19 protein-coding genes and 1 tRNA gene are annotated in these 16,263 nt (G+C 67.3%); 11 read left to right on the top strand and 9 right to left on the bottom strand.

What is annotated here, in order from left to right:
- The first annotated feature begins 19 nt into the window (after positions 1–19).
- From G154_RS00680 to G154_RS00670, 3 genes are all read left to right on the top strand, one after another.
- Positions 20–451, top strand: coding sequence for a DUF3052 domain-containing protein (locus G154_RS00680; RefSeq protein WP_019513346.1), 432 nt, complete (start codon positions 20–22; stop codon positions 449–451).
- A 2-nt stretch (positions 452–453) separates the two neighbouring features.
- Positions 454–909 (top strand): peroxiredoxin, encoded by a 456-nt coding sequence (locus G154_RS00675; protein WP_019513347.1) that lies wholly within the window; start codon positions 454–456, stop codon positions 907–909.
- 86 nt (positions 910–995) lie between these two features.
- Positions 996–1,070 (top strand) — tRNA-Val (locus G154_RS00670).
- Positions 1,071–1,090: 20 nt separating this feature from the next.
- On the opposite strand, the gene G154_RS00665 is transcribed toward G154_RS00670, so the two are convergent.
- The 3 genes from G154_RS00665 to G154_RS00655 all read right to left on the bottom strand — a co-directional run bounded on the left by G154_RS00665 (position 1,091) and on the right by G154_RS00655 (position 4,201).
- Positions 1,091–2,482 (bottom strand): CotH kinase family protein, encoded by a 1,392-nt coding sequence (locus G154_RS00665; protein ID WP_234713152.1) that lies wholly within the window; start codon positions 2,480–2,482, stop codon positions 1,091–1,093.
- Between the two features lie 101 nt (positions 2,483–2,583).
- A complete protein-coding gene (locus G154_RS00660) occupies positions 2,584–3,261 on the bottom strand; it encodes a DUF4956 domain-containing protein (protein ID WP_023985990.1) in 678 nt (225 codons plus the stop codon).
- 40 nt (positions 3,262–3,301) lie between these two features.
- A complete protein-coding gene (locus G154_RS00655; protein ID WP_019513350.1) occupies positions 3,302–4,201 on the bottom strand; it encodes a polyphosphate polymerase domain-containing protein in 900 nt (299 codons plus the stop codon).
- Positions 4,202–4,892: 691 nt separating this feature from the next.
- Between G154_RS00655 and G154_RS00650 the strand changes: the two genes are divergently transcribed.
- Both G154_RS00650 and G154_RS00645 read left to right on the top strand, forming a co-directional pair.
- Positions 4,893–5,498, top strand: coding sequence for an MspA family porin (locus G154_RS00650; RefSeq protein ID WP_031601591.1), 606 nt, complete (start codon positions 4,893–4,895; stop codon positions 5,496–5,498).
- Positions 5,495–5,773 (top strand): hypothetical protein, encoded by a 279-nt coding sequence (locus G154_RS00645; protein WP_059180859.1) that lies wholly within the window; start codon positions 5,495–5,497, stop codon positions 5,771–5,773. The genes G154_RS00650 and G154_RS00645 overlap by 4 nt, the downstream gene beginning before the upstream one ends.
- Before the next feature lie 7 nt (positions 5,774–5,780).
- Here the strand turns inward: G154_RS00645 and G154_RS00640 are convergent, their stop codons facing one another.
- Positions 5,781–6,350 carry a heme-binding protein gene (locus G154_RS00640; RefSeq protein WP_019513353.1) on the bottom strand — a complete coding sequence of 190 codons (570 nt, stop codon included), beginning with the start codon at positions 6,348–6,350 and terminating at the stop codon, positions 5,781–5,783.
- A gap of 17 nt (positions 6,351–6,367) precedes the next feature.
- Positions 6,368–6,652, bottom strand: a complete 285-nt coding sequence (locus tag G154_RS00635; RefSeq protein ID WP_019513354.1) for a hypothetical protein — start codon at positions 6,650–6,652, stop codon at positions 6,368–6,370.
- A gap of 247 nt (positions 6,653–6,899) precedes the next feature.
- Here G154_RS00635 and G154_RS00630 point away from each other — a divergent pair, with 247 nt between their 5' ends.
- Positions 6,900–7,874 (top strand): cobalamin biosynthesis protein, encoded by a 975-nt coding sequence (locus G154_RS00630; RefSeq protein WP_019513355.1) that lies wholly within the window; start codon positions 6,900–6,902, stop codon positions 7,872–7,874.
- On the opposite strand, the gene G154_RS00625 is transcribed toward G154_RS00630, so the two are convergent.
- From G154_RS00625 to G154_RS00615, 3 genes are read right to left on the bottom strand one after another with little or no spacing between them, the layout of a single operon-like run.
- Entirely contained in the window at positions 7,810–8,694 is an 885-nt protein-coding gene (locus G154_RS00625) for an SURF1 family protein (RefSeq protein ID WP_019513356.1), read from the bottom strand. The two genes, G154_RS00630 and G154_RS00625, sit on opposite strands and share 65 nt — an antisense overlap.
- The gene (locus tag G154_RS00620; protein WP_019513357.1) at positions 8,691–9,179 is read right to left on the bottom strand and encodes a low molecular weight protein-tyrosine-phosphatase; all 489 of its coding nucleotides are present in this window, start codon (positions 9,177–9,179) and stop codon (positions 8,691–8,693) included. The genes G154_RS00625 and G154_RS00620 overlap by 4 nt, the downstream gene beginning before the upstream one ends.
- On the bottom strand, positions 9,172–9,858 hold the full coding sequence (locus G154_RS00615; protein WP_019513358.1) for an HAD-IA family hydrolase: 687 nt from the start codon (positions 9,856–9,858) through the stop codon (positions 9,172–9,174). Before G154_RS00615 ends, G154_RS00620 begins: the two co-directional genes overlap by 8 nt.
- A 107-nt stretch (positions 9,859–9,965) precedes the next feature.
- Here G154_RS00615 and cobC point away from each other — a divergent pair, with 107 nt between their 5' ends.
- Genes cobC through G154_RS00595 form a run of 4 tightly spaced genes read left to right on the top strand, consistent with a single transcriptional unit; the run spans position 9,966 to position 13,829 of the window.
- On the top strand, positions 9,966–10,922 hold the full coding sequence (cobC, locus tag G154_RS00610) for an Rv2231c family pyridoxal phosphate-dependent protein CobC (protein ID WP_234713150.1): 957 nt from the start codon (positions 9,966–9,968) through the stop codon (positions 10,920–10,922).
- Complete coding sequence (locus tag G154_RS00605; RefSeq protein WP_019513360.1) at positions 10,919–12,049, top strand: Nif3-like dinuclear metal center hexameric protein; 1,131 nt, start codon at positions 10,919–10,921, stop codon at positions 12,047–12,049. Before cobC ends, G154_RS00605 begins: the two co-directional genes overlap by 4 nt.
- On the top strand, positions 12,046–12,774 hold the full coding sequence (locus tag G154_RS00600) for a zinc ribbon domain-containing protein (RefSeq protein WP_019513361.1): 729 nt from the start codon (positions 12,046–12,048) through the stop codon (positions 12,772–12,774). The genes G154_RS00605 and G154_RS00600 overlap by 4 nt, the downstream gene beginning before the upstream one ends.
- On the top strand, positions 12,771–13,829 hold the full coding sequence (locus G154_RS00595) for a bifunctional RNase H/acid phosphatase (RefSeq protein WP_019513362.1): 1,059 nt from the start codon (positions 12,771–12,773) through the stop codon (positions 13,827–13,829). The genes G154_RS00600 and G154_RS00595 overlap by 4 nt, the downstream gene beginning before the upstream one ends.
- 4 nt (positions 13,830–13,833) lie before the next feature.
- Here G154_RS00595 and G154_RS00590 read toward each other — a convergent pair whose 3' ends face one another.
- The gene (locus G154_RS00590; RefSeq protein ID WP_019513363.1) at positions 13,834–14,403 is read right to left on the bottom strand and encodes a helix-turn-helix domain-containing protein; all 570 of its coding nucleotides are present in this window, start codon (positions 14,401–14,403) and stop codon (positions 13,834–13,836) included.
- Between the two features lie 47 nt (positions 14,404–14,450).
- On the opposite strand from G154_RS00590, the gene G154_RS00585 reads away from it, so the two are divergent.
- The gene (locus G154_RS00585; RefSeq protein ID WP_023985988.1) at positions 14,451–15,968 is read left to right on the top strand and encodes a bifunctional NAD(P)/FAD-dependent oxidoreductase/class I SAM-dependent methyltransferase; all 1,518 of its coding nucleotides are present in this window, start codon (positions 14,451–14,453) and stop codon (positions 15,966–15,968) included.
- Positions 15,969–16,263 lie beyond the last annotated feature (295 nt).

Below are 16,263 nucleotides of genomic sequence, written 5' to 3'. Positions count from 1 at the left end.
CATCAGGAGGAGGACAAAGGTGGTCGCGGCGGGGAAGGAATCTGACCCCAATTACGCCCGCAGTCTGGGCATCGAGAAGGGCCAGGTTGTCCAGGAGTTGGGGTGGGACGAGGACACCGACGACGACATCCGGGCCGATATCGAGGACGCCAGCGGGGGTGAACTGCTCGACGAGGACGCCGACGAGGTGGTCGACGTGGTGCTGCTGTGGTGGCGCGACGACGACGGGGACCTCGTCGACCGGCTGATGGACGCCATCGCGCCGCTGGCCGACGACGGAGTCATCTGGGTGGTGACGCCCAAGACCGGTAAGCCCGGTCATGTGCAGCCCGCCGAGATCGCGGAGTCCGCGCCCACCGCGGGTCTGATGCAGACCTCGTCGGCGAACCTGGGCGGCTGGATCGCCAGCCGGCTGGTGCAGCCCAAGTCCAAGGCCGCCGGCAGGCGGTAATCGTGCTCCAGGTCGGGACTCCCGCACCGGACTTCACGCTCAAGGACCACAACGGCCGTCCTGTCACGTTGTCCGCGCTGCGTCCCCGTGCCGTCCTGCTGGTCTTCTTCCCGCTGGCCTTCACCCCGATCTGTCAGGGTGAACTCGGTGAGATCCAGCAGCGGCTGGCCGATTACCAGAACGACGACCGCGCTGTGCTCACCGTCTCGGTCGGGCCGCCCCCGACGCACAAGACCTGGGCGAACGAGAACGGGTTCACCTTCCCGGTGCTGGCCGATTTCTGGCCGCACGGTGCCGTAACGCAGGCCTACGGGGTGTTCAATCCCGACACCGGCTATCCCAACCGGGGTACTTTCGCCGTCGACTCGGCAGGGGTGATCCGGTTCGCCGAGTGCAAGGAGCCGGGCGTCGCGCGCGATCAGGCCGATTGGCGGCGGGCGCTGGCCGCGCTGGGTTAGGCGTTCTGGGTCAGGACTGCTGGTTAGGACCTCGGCAAGCCGGGATTTCTCCGCATGCGGGCACGGCGTGTAAGTTGCCTGCGACGGGGCGCGTAGCTCAGTGGTAGAGCTCTGGTTTTACACACCAGCGGTCGGCGGTTCGATACCGTCCGCGCCCACCATCGACACCAGCAGGTGCTGATCACCCCTCGCGGAGGGCCTGCAACGCCGCGGTGCGCTCGTCCAGCCACTGCCGCATGGATGCGGTTGCCGTGTTCAGCTCGTCCTGGCTCAGTCCGTCGGTCACTGGAACCGATGCGGCGATGTCATCGAGCAGTGCGTGGGCCTGCCCGCCGCCGTACATCTGATCGTAGAGATCCCAGTACGCCGCCAAGTACGTCTCGGCCATGGCGTCGGATTCGAGAAACCTTGTCTTGAGCGGATTTCCGAACTGGGGGCCGCCGCCCTGGCCTCCCGGCGGCATCATGTCGGCGAACATGGCGGCCATTTGCGCTGGGGGAGGACCAATCTGCACCTCGTCGGTGGGCCCGACGCCGGCATCACCCTGCATGGCAAGGTTGAGGTCCCACGACACGACCGTGATCTTTTTCGTATCCAGGCTGTACCAGAGGTAATAGTTCTGGCCAGGTCCACCCATGTCATCGGCATTGGCCAGAAGGTTCTGGGTGGCCAGATACCGCGCGAGCGAATCGACGTCCACCCAGTCGGCGAGGTGCTCGTCGAATTCGGTGTCATCGGCCCGATCCAGCCATCTCAGGAAGTTGATGATGGGTGCGAGATTGCCGTTGTCCACGGAGTTGATCGCCTTGAACTGATCGGCATACTCGGACTGGTCGGTACCGCGGTACTCCAGCCGGGAGTTGGCATCAGCCTTGTAGAGGTACCCGTCCGAGCCGAACAACGTGTTGGCGTAGGTATCGTCCGGATGTTCCAGCAGTAGCCGCGTCGTGGTCTCGCCGTTGATGGTGTACGTGGCATAGGCGTACCGCTGAGTGGGCTGCCCGGTCTGCGCAGTCAACGACAGCGCGAGCGCCTCGTTGAGCACCGGTGTTCCCGGCCGAACCGAAAGCTCGGTGAGTCCCTGGTATCCGCGGCCATCGGCATTTCTGTCGAAACTGATGAGCAGCGGCAGGGAGGTGGGATCATCGGCGGAGGCCACGGCCAGCGCGGCCATCGCGCCGGCGTCGGCAGCCGGCTGAGCTCCGTTGTCGGCGGCGGGCTGGGCAGGCCCACCGGCGGCGGGCGGCATTCCGCCCGGGCGCGCATCCGCGGGCCGCAGACCCATCAGGGTTGAGTTGCCCTTCAGCCGCACCGCCACGTCGCTGATCGGGGTCTCGTCGATCGTGATATCGGCGGTCACCCACTTCTTGGCACCGTCCTTCTCGTAAGCGGTGATCATGTCGTTGTACTCGGCAGGACTGAGTTCGATGGTCAACGAGTGGGGGACGTCGGCGTCGAACAGGTCGACGGTGCCTGTGATGTTGTCGGTGATCTCTGCCGACAAGATGCCGGTATCACCGGTGATGTACGGATGCACGCGGTTGGGCCCGAACAGAATCACCATGGCGACCATCGCAGTCACGAACAGTGCGAGCAGTTTCCAATACTGTCGCAACCGGGTGGGAATCCGATGGGCGAATCGGGCAGGGGGCGCCGCGCTGTGCTGGTCCGGCATCAGATGTCGGTCTGGTCGTACCCGGTCAGGACCGTCACGCGCTGGCCGGTGTTGACCTCCGCCAAAGCGGCGACGAGATCTCCGGATTTACGGTTCTTCTTCAACTGGGCGGTGTAATACAGCTCGTTGAGAGCGCCGGCTCGGGCTGACTCGGTGGACACCAACTCGAATTCGGAGCAGTAGTCGATCAGCACGTCCTCCACACGCTTGGCGTACTCGGGCTCGGGCGGAACCTGAACCTTGACCACCTGACGCTGGACGTCGAGCTTGAACCAGTTGAAGCGGTACATGATGACCAGAACCAGGCAGATCACCACGGTGGCGGCGACGGCAAGCGTGTAAAAGCGTGTACCGGTGGTCATTCCGACGGCCATGGCCAGGAAGATGAACCCGACATCGCGAGTCTCCTTGATGGCATTGCGGAATCGGATCACCGACAGCGCACCCACGAGCGCGAACGCCCGCGCGATGTTCGACCCGACCACCAGCATGATGACCGAGATCACCATGCAGACCATGACCAACGTCTGTACGTAGGACTGACTGTAGGAGACGTTCTTGTGGGTGTAGCGGTAGACCCAGCCGATGATCGACGCCAGCACGAAGGACAGCGCCAGCGACACGCAGACGTCGAACACGGTGAAGGTACCGCTCAGGTCTTGAAAATCTATTGTCACGGTTTTCCTTTTTCTTGTAAATCTATGAATGTTGTTGCGTTCAATTGTTTTTCGTCGTGAGCGCACCGACAGGTGATGCATCGGCAGCCCGAAACCCGTTGAGTTCCGGGGCGCCCACGGTGGAACGCGGAGCCAGCTCGAAGGCCTGCACCGACTGGCAATATTTGGAGACGCGTACCACCGACATCTCGCTGCGTGCCGCGAGATCGGTGACCCAGTAGGGCACGCGCTCGTTGGCCTTGATCTCGACGATGGCGAGCTTGGGCGGGATGATGAAGCGGTTCTCCGCGCCCGAGGCGAAGTGGAAATCGCGGTCACGGCCGTGCACCTTGTGATCTATGGTCACCCGCAGGCCCAGATCGGCGTCGCGCCCGACGAACGCTTCACGCAGGTATCCGGTGGTGACGATCGGCCGCAGATCGAGGTTGCCGATCAGCGCCGTCACCTCATGCACGAACGCACGCTGGTGGGGTTCGCAGTCGATCTCCTGGCGGCTGTCGAGCCATCGAAGCGCGGTATCGTAGGGCAAAGGGACACGGCGTTTCTGCGTCACCCGGTTGACGCGCTGCTTGATTTCGACCTGAACCGGGGTCTCACCTGTGCACTCGGCGGGATTGCCGTACAGGCGCATGCGAAGTTTGCGCCGAAAGCGCAGGCCTTCGATCTTCTCCCAATAGAACCGGAGATCGGCGGTGTCGTAGTACAGCGATGTCACGGGGTAACCGCCGTGCGGCGAGAAAGGGTCGGTGTTCATGCGGGCCGTGAGTGCGTCGCGCAACACGGGGATGTGCATCTCGTCGAGCAGGTACTTGATCTCGTAGCGGTTGAAAGCGTGCAGCCGGCTCGCGGTCTGCTGGTAGCCCGTTGGGCGGGTTGGTACATCCTGGTGCAGGTCCTGGGGTCCCGGAGCTGACTTGGCCAGCCGCGTGAAAAAACCCATGTAGGTTCGCCGTTCCTTTCCGTTCGGTTCACTCGCTGTTCAGATGCAAACAGGCGTGGCTATGGAACAGCTGTGACTGAGCTGTCAGCGCGATATCGACCGCGCCTTCGGCCGGAAGATGCCGATGCAACGGCGCCCTGTGCACCGATGTCGGTGCACAGGGCGCCGCGGCGAGGCGACTCAGCGCGGCGGTAGCCCCATGGGTCCCATCGGTCCGGCGCCGGGACCCGGCCCAGGGCCTATGCCGGGGCCGGGTCCCGGCGCAGGTGGTGGACCGAGGCATGGAAGTAACGGCAGGCAGAGGCCCGGACCACCGGGCGGCGGTGGCGGGGGCTCGGCGGCCGCCATGCCTGCACCCAATCCGAGGGTCACGGCGCCGCAGACAGCGGCAGCACCAACGACTGTTCCCGCCTTCAGCATCGCAGATTTCATTGCTCCTCCTTCGATCATGTTCTCTGGCAACGGTTGTGAACCTAGGTCCAAACCATGAGCGTTCGATGTCATGACCATGGGAACGAAATGTGTAGGAAGGCACATCTGTAGCAAAAGTTGTTCACAGTGTCCGCAAAGGTGCGACGGCCAGCATCAAAGCTGCTGTGCCGGAGACGAATCGGCACCAGTGCGTCCGATTCGACCGTGAAGTCCGGTTGTGCCAGGGAGAAGAGCAATCACCACCTCATACGTGCGGGCCGTGTTTTCCGCCACCATTGCTGCCGGCCTGGTGGTCACTGCGGGCACGGCGCTCGCGCAGGCCGAAAGGCTTCTGCTACCGGACGTCACGCAGTTCACCGAGACGGTCGACGGCTGGCGTTTTACGTTGACGATGACCGAGTTGCGGGTGGACGCGGTGCCAAATCTGGCCACCTCCCGATTCGCCAGGGAGGGCTTCGTCACCGCGAAGGCCACCGCCACCATCGAAGGCGACGGCGAGGTGTCGGTCGACTCCGGCTATCTCGTGTTGGGTGTGCAGCTGGGCTGCCAGACCGATGTGAGCGAAGGGCTGGAGCTCGGTTTCGATCCCGATCTCGACTCTTTCGACTTCAATTCGAGCGACATCATCGATTTCAACGTCTTCCCCGAGATAGCAACCAAGTTGAAGGCGGGCAGCATCACGGTGGTCGGGCTCGGAGCAAAGTCGATGAGGTCGACAACCGCGACCATCGCCGTGCATGATGCTCATGTGCAGATCGCCGAATGTGCGGGTCCGGTGACGATGCGGACGTTTGCTTCCGCCAAGATCAGCACGAATTCCTCGGATGACAGCCTCAATGCCTACGGGGCGGCGTCCGCACTGTGAGCGATGACGGTGCTTCCCGATGCGTGCAGGGTCTGCGCGGGCTGTTGCCGGTGCTCGGCGCGGTCGCGCTGTGGGTGGGTGTGAGCTGCGGTGCCGCGCATGCCGCCGACGATGACGACGACGGTTCGGCCAAGAGTTCCAGTACGACCGATTCAAGTACGAGGGCGGGCAGCGATATCGAGATGTGGCCGCCGACGACGATCGGATGGCCGCCCTTCTTGCCCGACGGTGAGCCCCCAGCCGGGCCGATCGTGCCGGTGGGCTCGCCTCCCTGAGTCGTCCTCACGCCACAAGCCGCACAGCGACCTCGTTGCGCCGCAGGAACGGCACCGTCCACGGCGGGTCGTAGAACCACGCGATGGGCTCGCCGTCGGGGCTGACCTCGCTGCCGTCGAGATCGGCCAGCAGCTCGGCGGATTTGGCGGCGACGGCCGCTGGGCTGCGATCACCGGTGAAGCTCAGCACGGCATAACGTTCGCCGGGGATCTCGACGACGGTGACCGATCCGTCCTCGGGTTCGGGCAAGGTGTCCAGCGACCATTTGGACGGCATGTAGAAGCGGATCATGGAGCCGCCCTCGGCGGCGGACTGGGCGACCGGGGCGGTCATGGCGATCTTGTCGGATCGGTCGTTGCCGCCGAAGATGTAGCCGGCCAGCCGCCGGAATCCGGTGCTGCGGGCGTCCTGCCCAGCGCCGGACACGGCGGTTTGAGCAGCGATGCGCGGCCCGTAGCGCCGGATCTCGGCGCGGCCGACACGACCTTCGACCAGGTAGAAAGGCTCCTCGGTGCCCGATCTGATGCCGACGATGCCGCCGACACCCTCGGCGAGCTGGATGATCCTGTTGAGCATGTCGGGGGGATACCCACTCAGCGGTTGTCGTATCCCAGCGGGCAGTTGACGTGGACGTACACGGATTTCACCGAGGCGCCGAGGCTCTTGCGCTCACGGATCGAACTGACCGAGCAATTGGCCAGCGATCCGCCGCGGCCTGCGCCGTTGACCTGGACGCTGTAGCCCTGAGCGCGCAGTTCGTCGACCGTCTGCGCGACGCTCGATCCGGTCGGGCCGGCGGCGGCTGCGCCGGCCGCCAGGGGTATTGCCGGGGTCAGTGCGACAGCGATGGTGGCGGCGGTGAAGGCGAACGTGTTCATGACTTCTCCTGTAGTGGTGGGGAACTGGCTTACGACTCTCACCGTATGGCCGCTGCCGCCGCCGGAACATGGACGCATATAATTCTCAAATACGTTGGTGTCGAACCGATTTAGTCGATCTATGCGTCGGATATGAAAGTCGTGACAGCGTCACGGCGTGAGCGTTAACCTGTGTGCGGAAGCCCGTTCGTGCCGCGGGCACCGGCCCGTGTGCACGGGCACACCGGCGGTGTGAGACGCTGCCGACGTGTGTGCGCACCGAGGTCCCGCCCGTGCCGCTGGTCTGGCCGTCGGATACCTGGCCGACCTGATCTTCACCGATCCGCAACGCGGCCACCCGGTCGCCCTGTTCGGCACGGCCGCCGCGGCACTCGAGCGACGCAGCTATGCGGACAACCGCGCCGCGGGCGCCGTGCACACCGCCACCTTGCTCGCAGCGCTGGGCGCCCTCGGTGCCGTCATCGAGCGGGCCGCCGCGCGTCGCGGTCCGATATGGACGGCGACGGCCACCGCCGCCGCGACCTACGTCGTGCTCGGTGGCACCTCATTGGCGCGCACCGGTGGTCGGCTCGCGGATCTGCTCGACGCCGACGATATCGACGGTGCCCGCGGCCTGTTGCCGTCGCTGTGTGGCCGTGACCCGGCCGCGCTGGACGCCGACGGGCTGGCCCGCGCCGCACTGGAATCGGTGGCGGAGAACACCTCCGACGCCCAGGTTGCCCCCATCCTGTGGGGTGCGGTGGCCGGGGTGCCCGGCCTGCTGGTGTACCGCGGCGCCAACACCCTCGATGCGATGATCGGGCACAAGTCACCGCGATATCTGCGCTTCGGTTGGGCGGCAGCCCGATTCGACGATGCGGTGAACTATCTGGGGGCGCGGGCGACCGGACTGATCACCGTCGCGGTGTCTGGAGCGCCCACCCGAGCGTGGCGGGCGTGGCAGCGCGACGCCGGCAAGCATCCCAGCCCCAACGCCGGTGTCGCGGAGGCATCCTTCGCCGGTGCGCTCGGGGTGACTCTCGGTGGGCCGACCCAGTACGCACACCGCCTCGAGATGCGCCCGGCACTCGGTGACGGGCCGCCGCCGGGTGCGGCGGACCTGCGCCGGGCGGGCAGGTTGTCCAAGAGAGTGCAGGCCGGCGCGACGGCGCTGGCGGTCAGCGTCGCTTACCGTACCGGTCGGCGAGTTTCTGCTCGGTGGTCAGCGGCGGTGCCTCGGTAGGTTTCCCGGCGTCCTCGGCGGTGCCCGCTGGCTCGGATGTCGTGGTCGCCGCCGGGGCTTCCCTGGCGGCGGCGGCCGCCTTCTCCTGGCGCCGGATACGCACCTCGGACATCACGAAGTAGCCCACCCCGATCGGGGCGATGATGCCGAACGCGATCCACTGGATCCCGTAGGACAGAAACGGGCCGGAATCCAGGATCGGTAGCGGGATCGCCCCGAGACCTCCTGGCTGGTTCTCCACCAACTGGAGATACGAGCCTGCCAGCGGTACCCCGGTCAGTTCGGAGATCTGCCCCGGGTTGATGGTGTAGACCTGCCGGGCACCCTCGGCGAAAAGCGGATCCTTACCCGGCACCACACCTTCGGGATCGCGCAGCCGGGCGGTGATGTCGACCCGACCGGTCGGCGCGTCGGCGATCGGCGGCACCGCCGTGCCCTGCTCCGGTTTCACATAGCCGCGGTTCACCAGCACGGTGGGACCGCCGTCGACGACGAACGGGACCAGCACCTCGTAGGCCGGTGCGCCGTCCACCGAACGCAACCTGGCCAGCACCTGCGCCTCGGGCAGATAGTGACCGCTCGCCGTCACCCGCTGCCACTGGTGCTCGTGGGCGGATGAATCCTGCTGCGGCAGAAACGAGGTCACCGGCACCGGGTCGGTGTTCAGCGAGGCGGCGATCTGCGCGTTCTCCCGCGAGGTGGTGGTGTTCTTGCCGAGCTGCCAGGGCGCCAGCACCGTGAAACACAACCAGGCGAAGGCGGCGACCACGACGTAGAGCGCCAGCCACTGCGGCCGGAACAGGAAGGCCCACCGCCTCATCGCGCCGCCAGCCGCTCGTCGACCCATTGGTGCAACCCGGGCAATGCGGACTCGATGACGGTGAAGACGGCCTCGAAATCCTCCGGGCCGCCGTAGTAGGGATCCTCGACATCGAGCGGATGCGCGCCCGACCGCGGATCGAAGGCCCGCATCATGCGCAGCCGATCCGGCGGGACGCCCATATCGGCGAGGAATCGTGCGTGGTTGCGACCCATCGCCACCACCATATCCGCGGCCAGATGGTCGTCGGCGAGCTGCGCGGCGCGGTGGGTGGTCGGGTAACCGTGCGCACGCAACACCGCATTCGTGCGCCGATCGGCACCGTCGCCGGCATGCCAGCCGCCGGTCCCGGCGCTGGTGACGCGCACCCGGTCGGCCAGCCCGCGTCCCTCGATCTGGTGGGCGAACATCTTCTCGGCCATCGGGGAGCGGCAGATGTTGCCCGAACAGACGAACGTCACATGCAGCGGCGCAGTCTCAGACACCCAACACCTCCCGCAGCTCGGCCATCGTCGCCACCCGGCGCAGCGGGGCAGGCGCGTCCGGACCGTCGAAGTCGCCGCCGCCGTAACCCCAGTCGACCACCACGGTGTCGATACCGTGCACCGCGGCGCCCTCCACGTCATGGGACCTGTCGCCGACCATCAGCACCCGCTCGGGCAGTGGGCTCAGCCGTTCAAGGGCATAGGCGACGACCTCGTGCTTGGCGGCCCGGCTGCCGTCCGGGCTCGCCCCGGCGATGATCTCGAAGCTCTCGTCGAGGCCGAAATGGGCGAGGATGCGCGTGGCGGTCGGCTGTGCCTTCGAGGTGGCCACCGCCAGTCGGATCCCGGCCCGCTGCAGGTCGGCGAGCAGCTCGGGGATGCCGTCGAACACCCGGTTCATCGACCAGCCGCGGGTCGTGTAGTCGGCCCGGTAGGCGGCCATCGCCTCCTCGGCACGCGCCCCGAGCCCCATCGCGTTCAGCGTGTGATGCATCGGTGGGCCGACGATGCGGCCCGCCAGGTCACCCTCGGGAACGGTCGCCCCGACCGTGGTCAGCGCGTGCCGGAAACTGGCGACGATGCCTTCGGCGGAGTCGGTCAGGGTGCCGTCGAGATCGAACAGCACCAGCTGCGGACTGCTGGTCACGGTTTCTGGCACGGTCTCGGTCACGCATCCCATTGTCGCCGATGTACCTGTGCACCTGGGCGGCGCACTAGGGTCGTGCTGTGGCAGACGAGGTCCGGCAGGCGGCGCGGTACCACGGCGATGAGGCCGTGGCCCCCGGGATGCTGGACTTCGCGGTCAACGTGCGGGCCGGCGGGCCGCCGCCGTGGCTGGTCGAGCGGCTGGCCTCCCGGTTGACCGACCTGGGCCGCTATCCGAGGGCAACCGATATGCGCCGCGCCGTGGACGCCGTCGCGGCCCGGCACGGCAGGCCGCGCGACGAGGTGCTGCTGCTGGCCGGCGGGGCGGAGGGGTTCGCACTGCTGCCGAACCTGCAACCCCGGTTGGCCGCGCTGATCGCGCCGTCGTTCACCGAGCCGGAGGCCGTGCTGGCCGCGGCCGGGGTGCCGTTCACCCATGTCGTGCTGGACCCGCCCTTCGCGTTGGGCACCGTGCCCGATGATGCCGATCTGGTGGTGGTGGGTAATCCGACCAACCCGACATCGGTGCTGCACCCGGCCGACGCCATTCTCGGGTTGCGCCGCCCGGGTCGCATCATCGTCGTCGACGAGGCTTTCGCCGATGCCGTGCCCGGTGAGCCCGAGTCGCTGGCGGGCCGGTCGCTGCCCGACGTGCTGGTGCTGCGCAGCCTGACCAAGACGTGGTCGCTGGCCGGCCTGCGGGTGGGCTACGCACTCGGCGCCCCGGATGTGCTCGCCCGGCTGTCCTCGCGCCGCGCGCACTGGCCGCTGGGCACGCTGCAGTTGGAGGCGGTGACGGCCTGCTGTGCCCCGGCCGCGGTCGCCGAAGCCGATGCCGGCGCGGTGCGGCTCGCGCAGATGCGCAGCGAGATGGTGCACGGACTGTGCGCGGCCGGTATCGACGTTCTCGACGGCCGGGCGCCCTTCGTGTTGCTGCGCGTCGCGGATGCCGAGCTGGTGCGAAAGCACCTCGATGAGAAGGGGATTGCGGTGCGCCGCTGCGATACGTTCGTCGGCCTCGAGAGCGGCTACCTGCGCGTGGCCGTGCGCCCGGAGTGGCCCCGGCTGGTGCGGGAACTGCAGGAGGTACTCGGATGAGTGTGCCGCTGTCCGAGGTGATGGGCGTTCTGGACGCCGCGTATCCGCCCGAACTGGCTCACGATTGGGATTCGGTCGGGCTGGTGTGCGGTGATCCCGACGAGCCGGTGACCTCGGTGACGATCGCCGTCGACGCCACCGATGCGGTGGCCGCCGAGGTTCCCGGGGGCGGACTCCTGCTGGCGCACCACCCGCTGCTGTTGCGCGGGGTGGACACCGTCGCCGCGTCCACGGCGAAGGGAGCGTTGCTCCATCGGCTGATCCGGACCGGGCGGTCGCTGTTCACCGCGCACACCAATGCCGATTCGGCCACCCCCGGGGTGTCCGACGCGCTGGCCGACACGCTGGGTCTGGTGGTCGAGGAAGTGCTCTCGCCGGCGCCGTCGGGTCCCGACCTGGACAAGTGGGTGGTGTTCGTCCCCGCCGATCACGCTGCGGCGCTGCGCGATTCGCTGTTCGCCGCCGGTGCCGGTCAGATCGGTGACTACTCCTGCTGCAGCTGGAGTGTCTCCGGAACGGGCCAGTTCCTGCCCCACGAGGGTGCGACACCGACGATAGGCGCGGTGGGCACCGTCGAGCAGGTGACCGAGGATCGCGTCGAGGTGATCGCACCCGCGCGGCTGCGGGCCCGCGTGCTCGCCGCGCTGCGGGCCGGGCATCCCTACGAGGAGCCCGCCTTCGACGTGTTCGCCCTGGCGCCGTTGCCCGCCGATGTGGGTATCGGCCGGATCTGCTCGCTGCCGGAGCCGGAAACGTTGTCGGCCTTCGTTGCCCGGGTATCCGGCACGCTGCCGTCGACCACCTGGGGTGTGCGCGCCGCCGGGGATGCCGACGCCGTGGTGTCCCGGGTGGCCGTCTGCGGAGGCGCCGGGGACTCGCTGCTGAGCACCGTGGCCCGCGCCGGCGTGCAGGCCTACGTGACCGCCGATCTGCGTCATCACCCCGCCGATGAGCACGGCCGGGTCTCCGATGTGGCATTGGTCGACGTCGCCCACTGGGCCAGTGAATACCCGTGGTGCCACCAGGCCGCGGCCCTGTTGAGCGGGCATTTCGGAACAGATCTACCGGTGCGGGTGAGTTCCGTGCGCACCGATCCATGGAATATCGATGGAGGACGTCAATCATGAAAGCCGCAGTCACCCAGCAGCGTTCGCTGCTGGATCTGGTGGAGCTCGACGCCGAGATGCGTCGCGTGGAGCATCGCGCGAAGAATCTCGCCGAGCAACAGGAGTTCGACCGGATTCACGCCGAACACCAGACCGCCAATGACCAACTGGCCGTGGTGGCCATCGCATTGGAGGATCTCGAAGGCCAGATCGGCAAGCTGGAGAGCGAGATCGACTCGGTGCGTCAGCGTGAGGACCGCGACCGCGAGCTGCTGGCGGGCGGCACGGTGAACGCCAAGCAGCTCAGCGAGCTGCAGCACGAGCTGGAGACCCTGGAGCGCAGGCAATCCTCGTTGGAGGAGTCGCTGCTGGAGATCATGGAGCGTCGGGAGGATTTGCAGCGCAAGCAATCCGAGGAGCTGGCCCGCATCGACACCCTGCAGAATGCGCTGGCGGCCGCGCAGCTGGCCAGGGATGCGGCATTGGTCGATCTCGACAACATTCGCCAGGTCTCGGGAACGCGCCGCGCGGAACTGGTGTCCCAATTGGATCCCGACCTGGTGGCGCTGTATGAGAAGGTGCGCGCGGGCGGCGGCGCCGGCGCCGGATTGTTACAGGGCAGGCGGTGCGGGGCATGCCGTATCGAGATCGATCGCGGTGAGATCGCCCGGATCACCGCGGCCGCGGACGACGATGTCCTGCGCTGCCCGGAATGCGGGGCGATCCTGCTGCGGTTCCGTCCGTGAGGGTTGTCGTCGAGGCCGACGGTGGGTCCCGCGGTAACCCGGGTCCGGCCGGCTACGGTGCGGTGGTCTTCAACGCCGACCGCTCGGCGGTGCTGGCCGAGCGGCGGCAGTCGATCGGCCGTGCCACCAACAATGTCGCCGAGTACCGCGGATTGATCGCCGGTCTGGAAGCGGCCGCGGAACTCGACGCCACCGAGGTCGCGGTGTACATGGACTCCAAGCTCGTCGTCGAGCAGATGTCGGGTCGCTGGCGTGTCAAACACCCGGATCTGCTGGAACTTCATCGCGAAGCAACCCAGGCGGCACGACGCTTCGCCGATGTGCAGTACGCGTGGATCCCGCGGGCGCAGAACGCGCACGCCGACCGATTGGCCAACGAGGCGATGGACGGTGCGGATTCGGCGCCGGTGCCGAACTCCTCGCCGGGCTGGAGCGGTGCGCGCGGTGAGCCGACGCAGATGCTGCTCTTACGCCACGGGCAGACCGAATTGTCGGTCGAGCGACGGTATTCGGGGCGGGGCAATCCGGCGCTGACCGAGCTGGGCCGAACCCAGGCCGACGCCGCGGCACGGTATCTGGGCACCCTGGGCCCGGTGTCGGCAGTGCTGTCCTCGCCGCTGCAACGCGCGCAGGAGACCGCCGCGGCGGCGGCGAAGGTGCTGGATCTGGATGTGACGGTCGACGACGGACTGATCGAAACCGACTTCGGCTCGTGGGAGGGTCTGACCTTCAGCGAAGCCGCGCAACAGGATCCGGATCTGCACCGCCAATGGTTGCGCGACACCAGCGTGGCCCCGCCCGGGGGTGAGAGCTTCGATTCTGTCGCCGAGCGGGTGCGGGACGCGCGCAATCGCATCATCGCCGAGTACGCCGGTTCCACCGTGCTGGTGGTGTCGCATGTGACGCCCATCAAGACCCTGCTGCGCCTGGCGCTCGATGGCGGCTCGGGAATCCTGTACCGGCTGCATCTGGATCTGGCGTCGTTGAGCATCGCCGAGTTCTATCCCGACGGTCTGGCTTCGGTGCGGCTGGTGAACCAGACGTCGTATCTCTAGACGTTCAATCCGAGTGCAGGTGCAGGCGTTCACCGTGGACGTCGAAGATCATGATCGCCTCCACGGGACCGTCCACGGTCCCGAACCAGTGTGGCGTCCAGGTAGAGAACTGTACGGCCTCACCGGGTTTGATGATGAAGTCCCGTTCGCCCAGTACCAGCCGCAGGCGGCCGGAGAGGATGTACATCCATTCCTGGCCCTCGTGGGTCGGCAGCTCGGTGGGTGGTGTGCTGCGTCTGGTGCTGATCCGCACCTTGAAGGTGTGCCTGCCGCCGACGGCACCCTCGCGGGTCAGTGGCCAATACGTGACGCCGTGGCGGGTGTGTGAGCTGCCGCGGACGCGCGGGTCTTCCGATTCTGGTTCGCGCAGCAGTTCGTCGGTGCTGACGGCCAGTGCAGTGGCCAGCCGCGGCAGGTGATCCAGCGCGAGGCGGCGCTTGCCGGATTCCAGCCGGCTCAAGGTAGATACGTCGATGTTCGCGCGACCGGCGACGTCCTGCAGGGTCAACCCCTGTCGGGTGCGCAGGTCCTTCAGCCGACGGCGGACCGTCTCATCGACGCTGTTTGCCTCCATGGCAAACCAGCTTGGCATTTTGCGGTGATGTCGGCAAGCTCGATGCCATGGACAACGTGTGGGATTGTGTGGTCGTCGGCGGGGGAGCGGCGGGGCTGAGTGGGGCACTGGTGCTCGGCCGGGCTCGCCGCGCCGCCCTGGTGGTCGACGAGGGTGAGCAGAGCAACCTGGCCGCCCACGGTATCGGCGGTCTGCTGGGCCATGACGGGCGCCCGCCCGCCGAGCTCTACGCCGACGGTCGTCGAGAGCTGGAGAAGTATTCGAGCGTGCAGTTCCGGTCGTCACGTGTCGTCGGCGCCACCGCTCACGACGGGCACTTCGTCGTCGAGTTGGCCGACGGTGGCCGGGAACGTGCGCGTCGCATTCTGTTGGCGACCGGTATGGAATACCGGCCGCCCAAGATCCCCGGACTGGACGCGCTGTGGAGTGGCTCGGCCTTCCACTGCCCGTTCTGTCACGGCTGGGAGATGCGAGACCAGCCGCTGGCCGTGCTCGCCGATGGTGATCGGGCGGTGCACATGGCGCTGATGCTGCGCGGCTGGAGCGAAGACATCGTCCTGCTGACCAATGGCGGGGCGGCGCCCGCCGCCGACGGGATCGTGGTGGACGACCGGGTGGTGACCGAATTCCGTTCGGATAACGGTGAACTGACCGAAATCGTGTTCGCCGACGGCGCGCCGCTGGCTCGCCGAGGCGTGTTGGTGGCGGCGACGCTGCACCAGCGCTCGTCGCTGGCGACACACCTGGGAGTGGCGTTTGCACCGCCCACGCCGGTGTCCGCCGATGCCATCGTGGTGGACCAGTTCCAACGCACCACCGTGCCCGGAGTATTCGCGGCGGGCGATGTCAGTGTGCAGATGCCCCAGGTGGCCGCGGCCGTGGCGAGCGGGTCCATGGCGGCAACGGCCGTCGTGCAGAGCCTGCTTGCCGATGACGTCGGGCTGCCCGTGCCGCCGTGGCCGGTTCCGGATCCCCAGCAGCATTGGGATCAGCATTACGGTCAGCGGGACCGGGTCTGGAGCGGCCGGGTGAACGTCCGGATGTCCGAGATCGTCGCCGAGCTGGCGCCGGGACGGGCGTTGGATCTGGGGTGTGGCGAGGGTGCCGATGCCATGTGGCTGGCCTCGCGCGGCTGGTCGGTGGTGGCCACCGATGTCTCGGAGGTCGCGCTGGAGCGGGCGCAGCAGGATGCGGGGGAGCTGTTGAGCCACATCGACTTTCAGCATCACGATCTGGAGGTCAGCTTCCCCGAGGGGCAGTTCGATCTGGTGTCGGCCCAGTTCCTGCATTCGAAGCTGCCGATGGATCGGGTGCGGGTGTTGCGGCGGGCGGCCGAGGCGGTGGCGCCGGGTGGGGTGCTGCTGATCGTCGATCACGGCGATGCGCCACCGTGGTCGAACCATCAGCATGTCCAGTTCCCGTCGGCCGAGGAGGTGGTGGCCGGCCTGGAGCTCGGCGAGGACTGGGAGCGGGTGCGCATCGAGGCGGTGGCCCGCGACGCCGTGGGACCGGACGGGCAACCGGGGCATTTGACCGACAATGTGATGGTGTTGCGCCGGCGCTGACGCGCGCACTTTCGGTGAGTCAACGACTCATCGCACAGACCGCCGATCCCATGCCGATCAACGCCCATTCCGCACCTTGAGCAGGCGTTACAGGGTTATCCACAGGCGCCTCGATCGGCCTTGCCCCGCCGGGGTGCGCGGGTAGTATAGAACATATGTTCGAACTGTCGGGGCTGTCGGAGTTGAGCGATGAGGCGCTCATCGCCGAGGTCACCGATGCCACCCGCGCCGAGGCGGCCGCGGCGGCCCGGCGGCTGGCCGCGATCGCCGAAGTCACCGCACGGCACTGCGAGGA

The sequence above is a fragment of the Mycobacterium sp. VKM Ac-1816D genome, from assembly GCF_000416385.1.
GTDB classification, from domain to species: Bacteria; Actinomycetota; Actinomycetes; order Mycobacteriales; family Mycobacteriaceae; genus Mycobacterium; species Mycobacterium neoaurum_A.
Note: the sequence above shows the minus strand (reverse complement) of the source record. Positions and strands in the feature narration are given on the sequence as shown.

Excerpts from the sequence above, each read along its gene's own strand:
- cobC (WP_234713150.1), top strand. The coding sequence starts at position 9,966 with ATGCTGGACTTCGCGGTCAACGTGCGGGCCGGCGGGCCGCCGCCGTGG.
- G154_RS00655 (WP_019513350.1), bottom strand. The coding sequence starts at position 4,201 with ATGGGTTTTTTCACGCGGCTGGCCAAGTCAGCTCCGGGACCCCAGGAC.
- G154_RS00585 (WP_023985988.1), top strand. The coding sequence starts at position 14,451 with ATGGACAACGTGTGGGATTGTGTGGTCGTCGGCGGGGGAGCGGCGGGG.
- G154_RS00640 (WP_019513353.1), bottom strand. The coding sequence starts at position 6,350 with ATGCTCAACAGGATCATCCAGCTCGCCGAGGGTGTCGGCGGCATCGTC.
- G154_RS00600 (WP_019513361.1), top strand. The coding sequence starts at position 12,046 with ATGAAAGCCGCAGTCACCCAGCAGCGTTCGCTGCTGGATCTGGTGGAG.
- G154_RS00615 (WP_019513358.1), bottom strand. The coding sequence starts at position 9,858 with ATGGGATGCGTGACCGAGACCGTGCCAGAAACCGTGACCAGCAGTCCG.
- G154_RS00635 (WP_019513354.1), bottom strand. The coding sequence starts at position 6,652 with ATGAACACGTTCGCCTTCACCGCCGCCACCATCGCTGTCGCACTGACC.
- G154_RS00665 (WP_234713152.1), bottom strand. The coding sequence starts at position 2,482 with ATGGTCGCCATGGTGATTCTGTTCGGGCCCAACCGCGTGCATCCGTAC.
- G154_RS00625 (WP_019513356.1), bottom strand. The coding sequence starts at position 8,694 with ATGAGGCGGTGGGCCTTCCTGTTCCGGCCGCAGTGGCTGGCGCTCTAC.
- G154_RS00605 (WP_019513360.1), top strand. The coding sequence starts at position 10,919 with ATGAGTGTGCCGCTGTCCGAGGTGATGGGCGTTCTGGACGCCGCGTAT.
- G154_RS00590 (WP_019513363.1), bottom strand. The coding sequence starts at position 14,403 with ATGGAGGCAAACAGCGTCGATGAGACGGTCCGCCGTCGGCTGAAGGAC.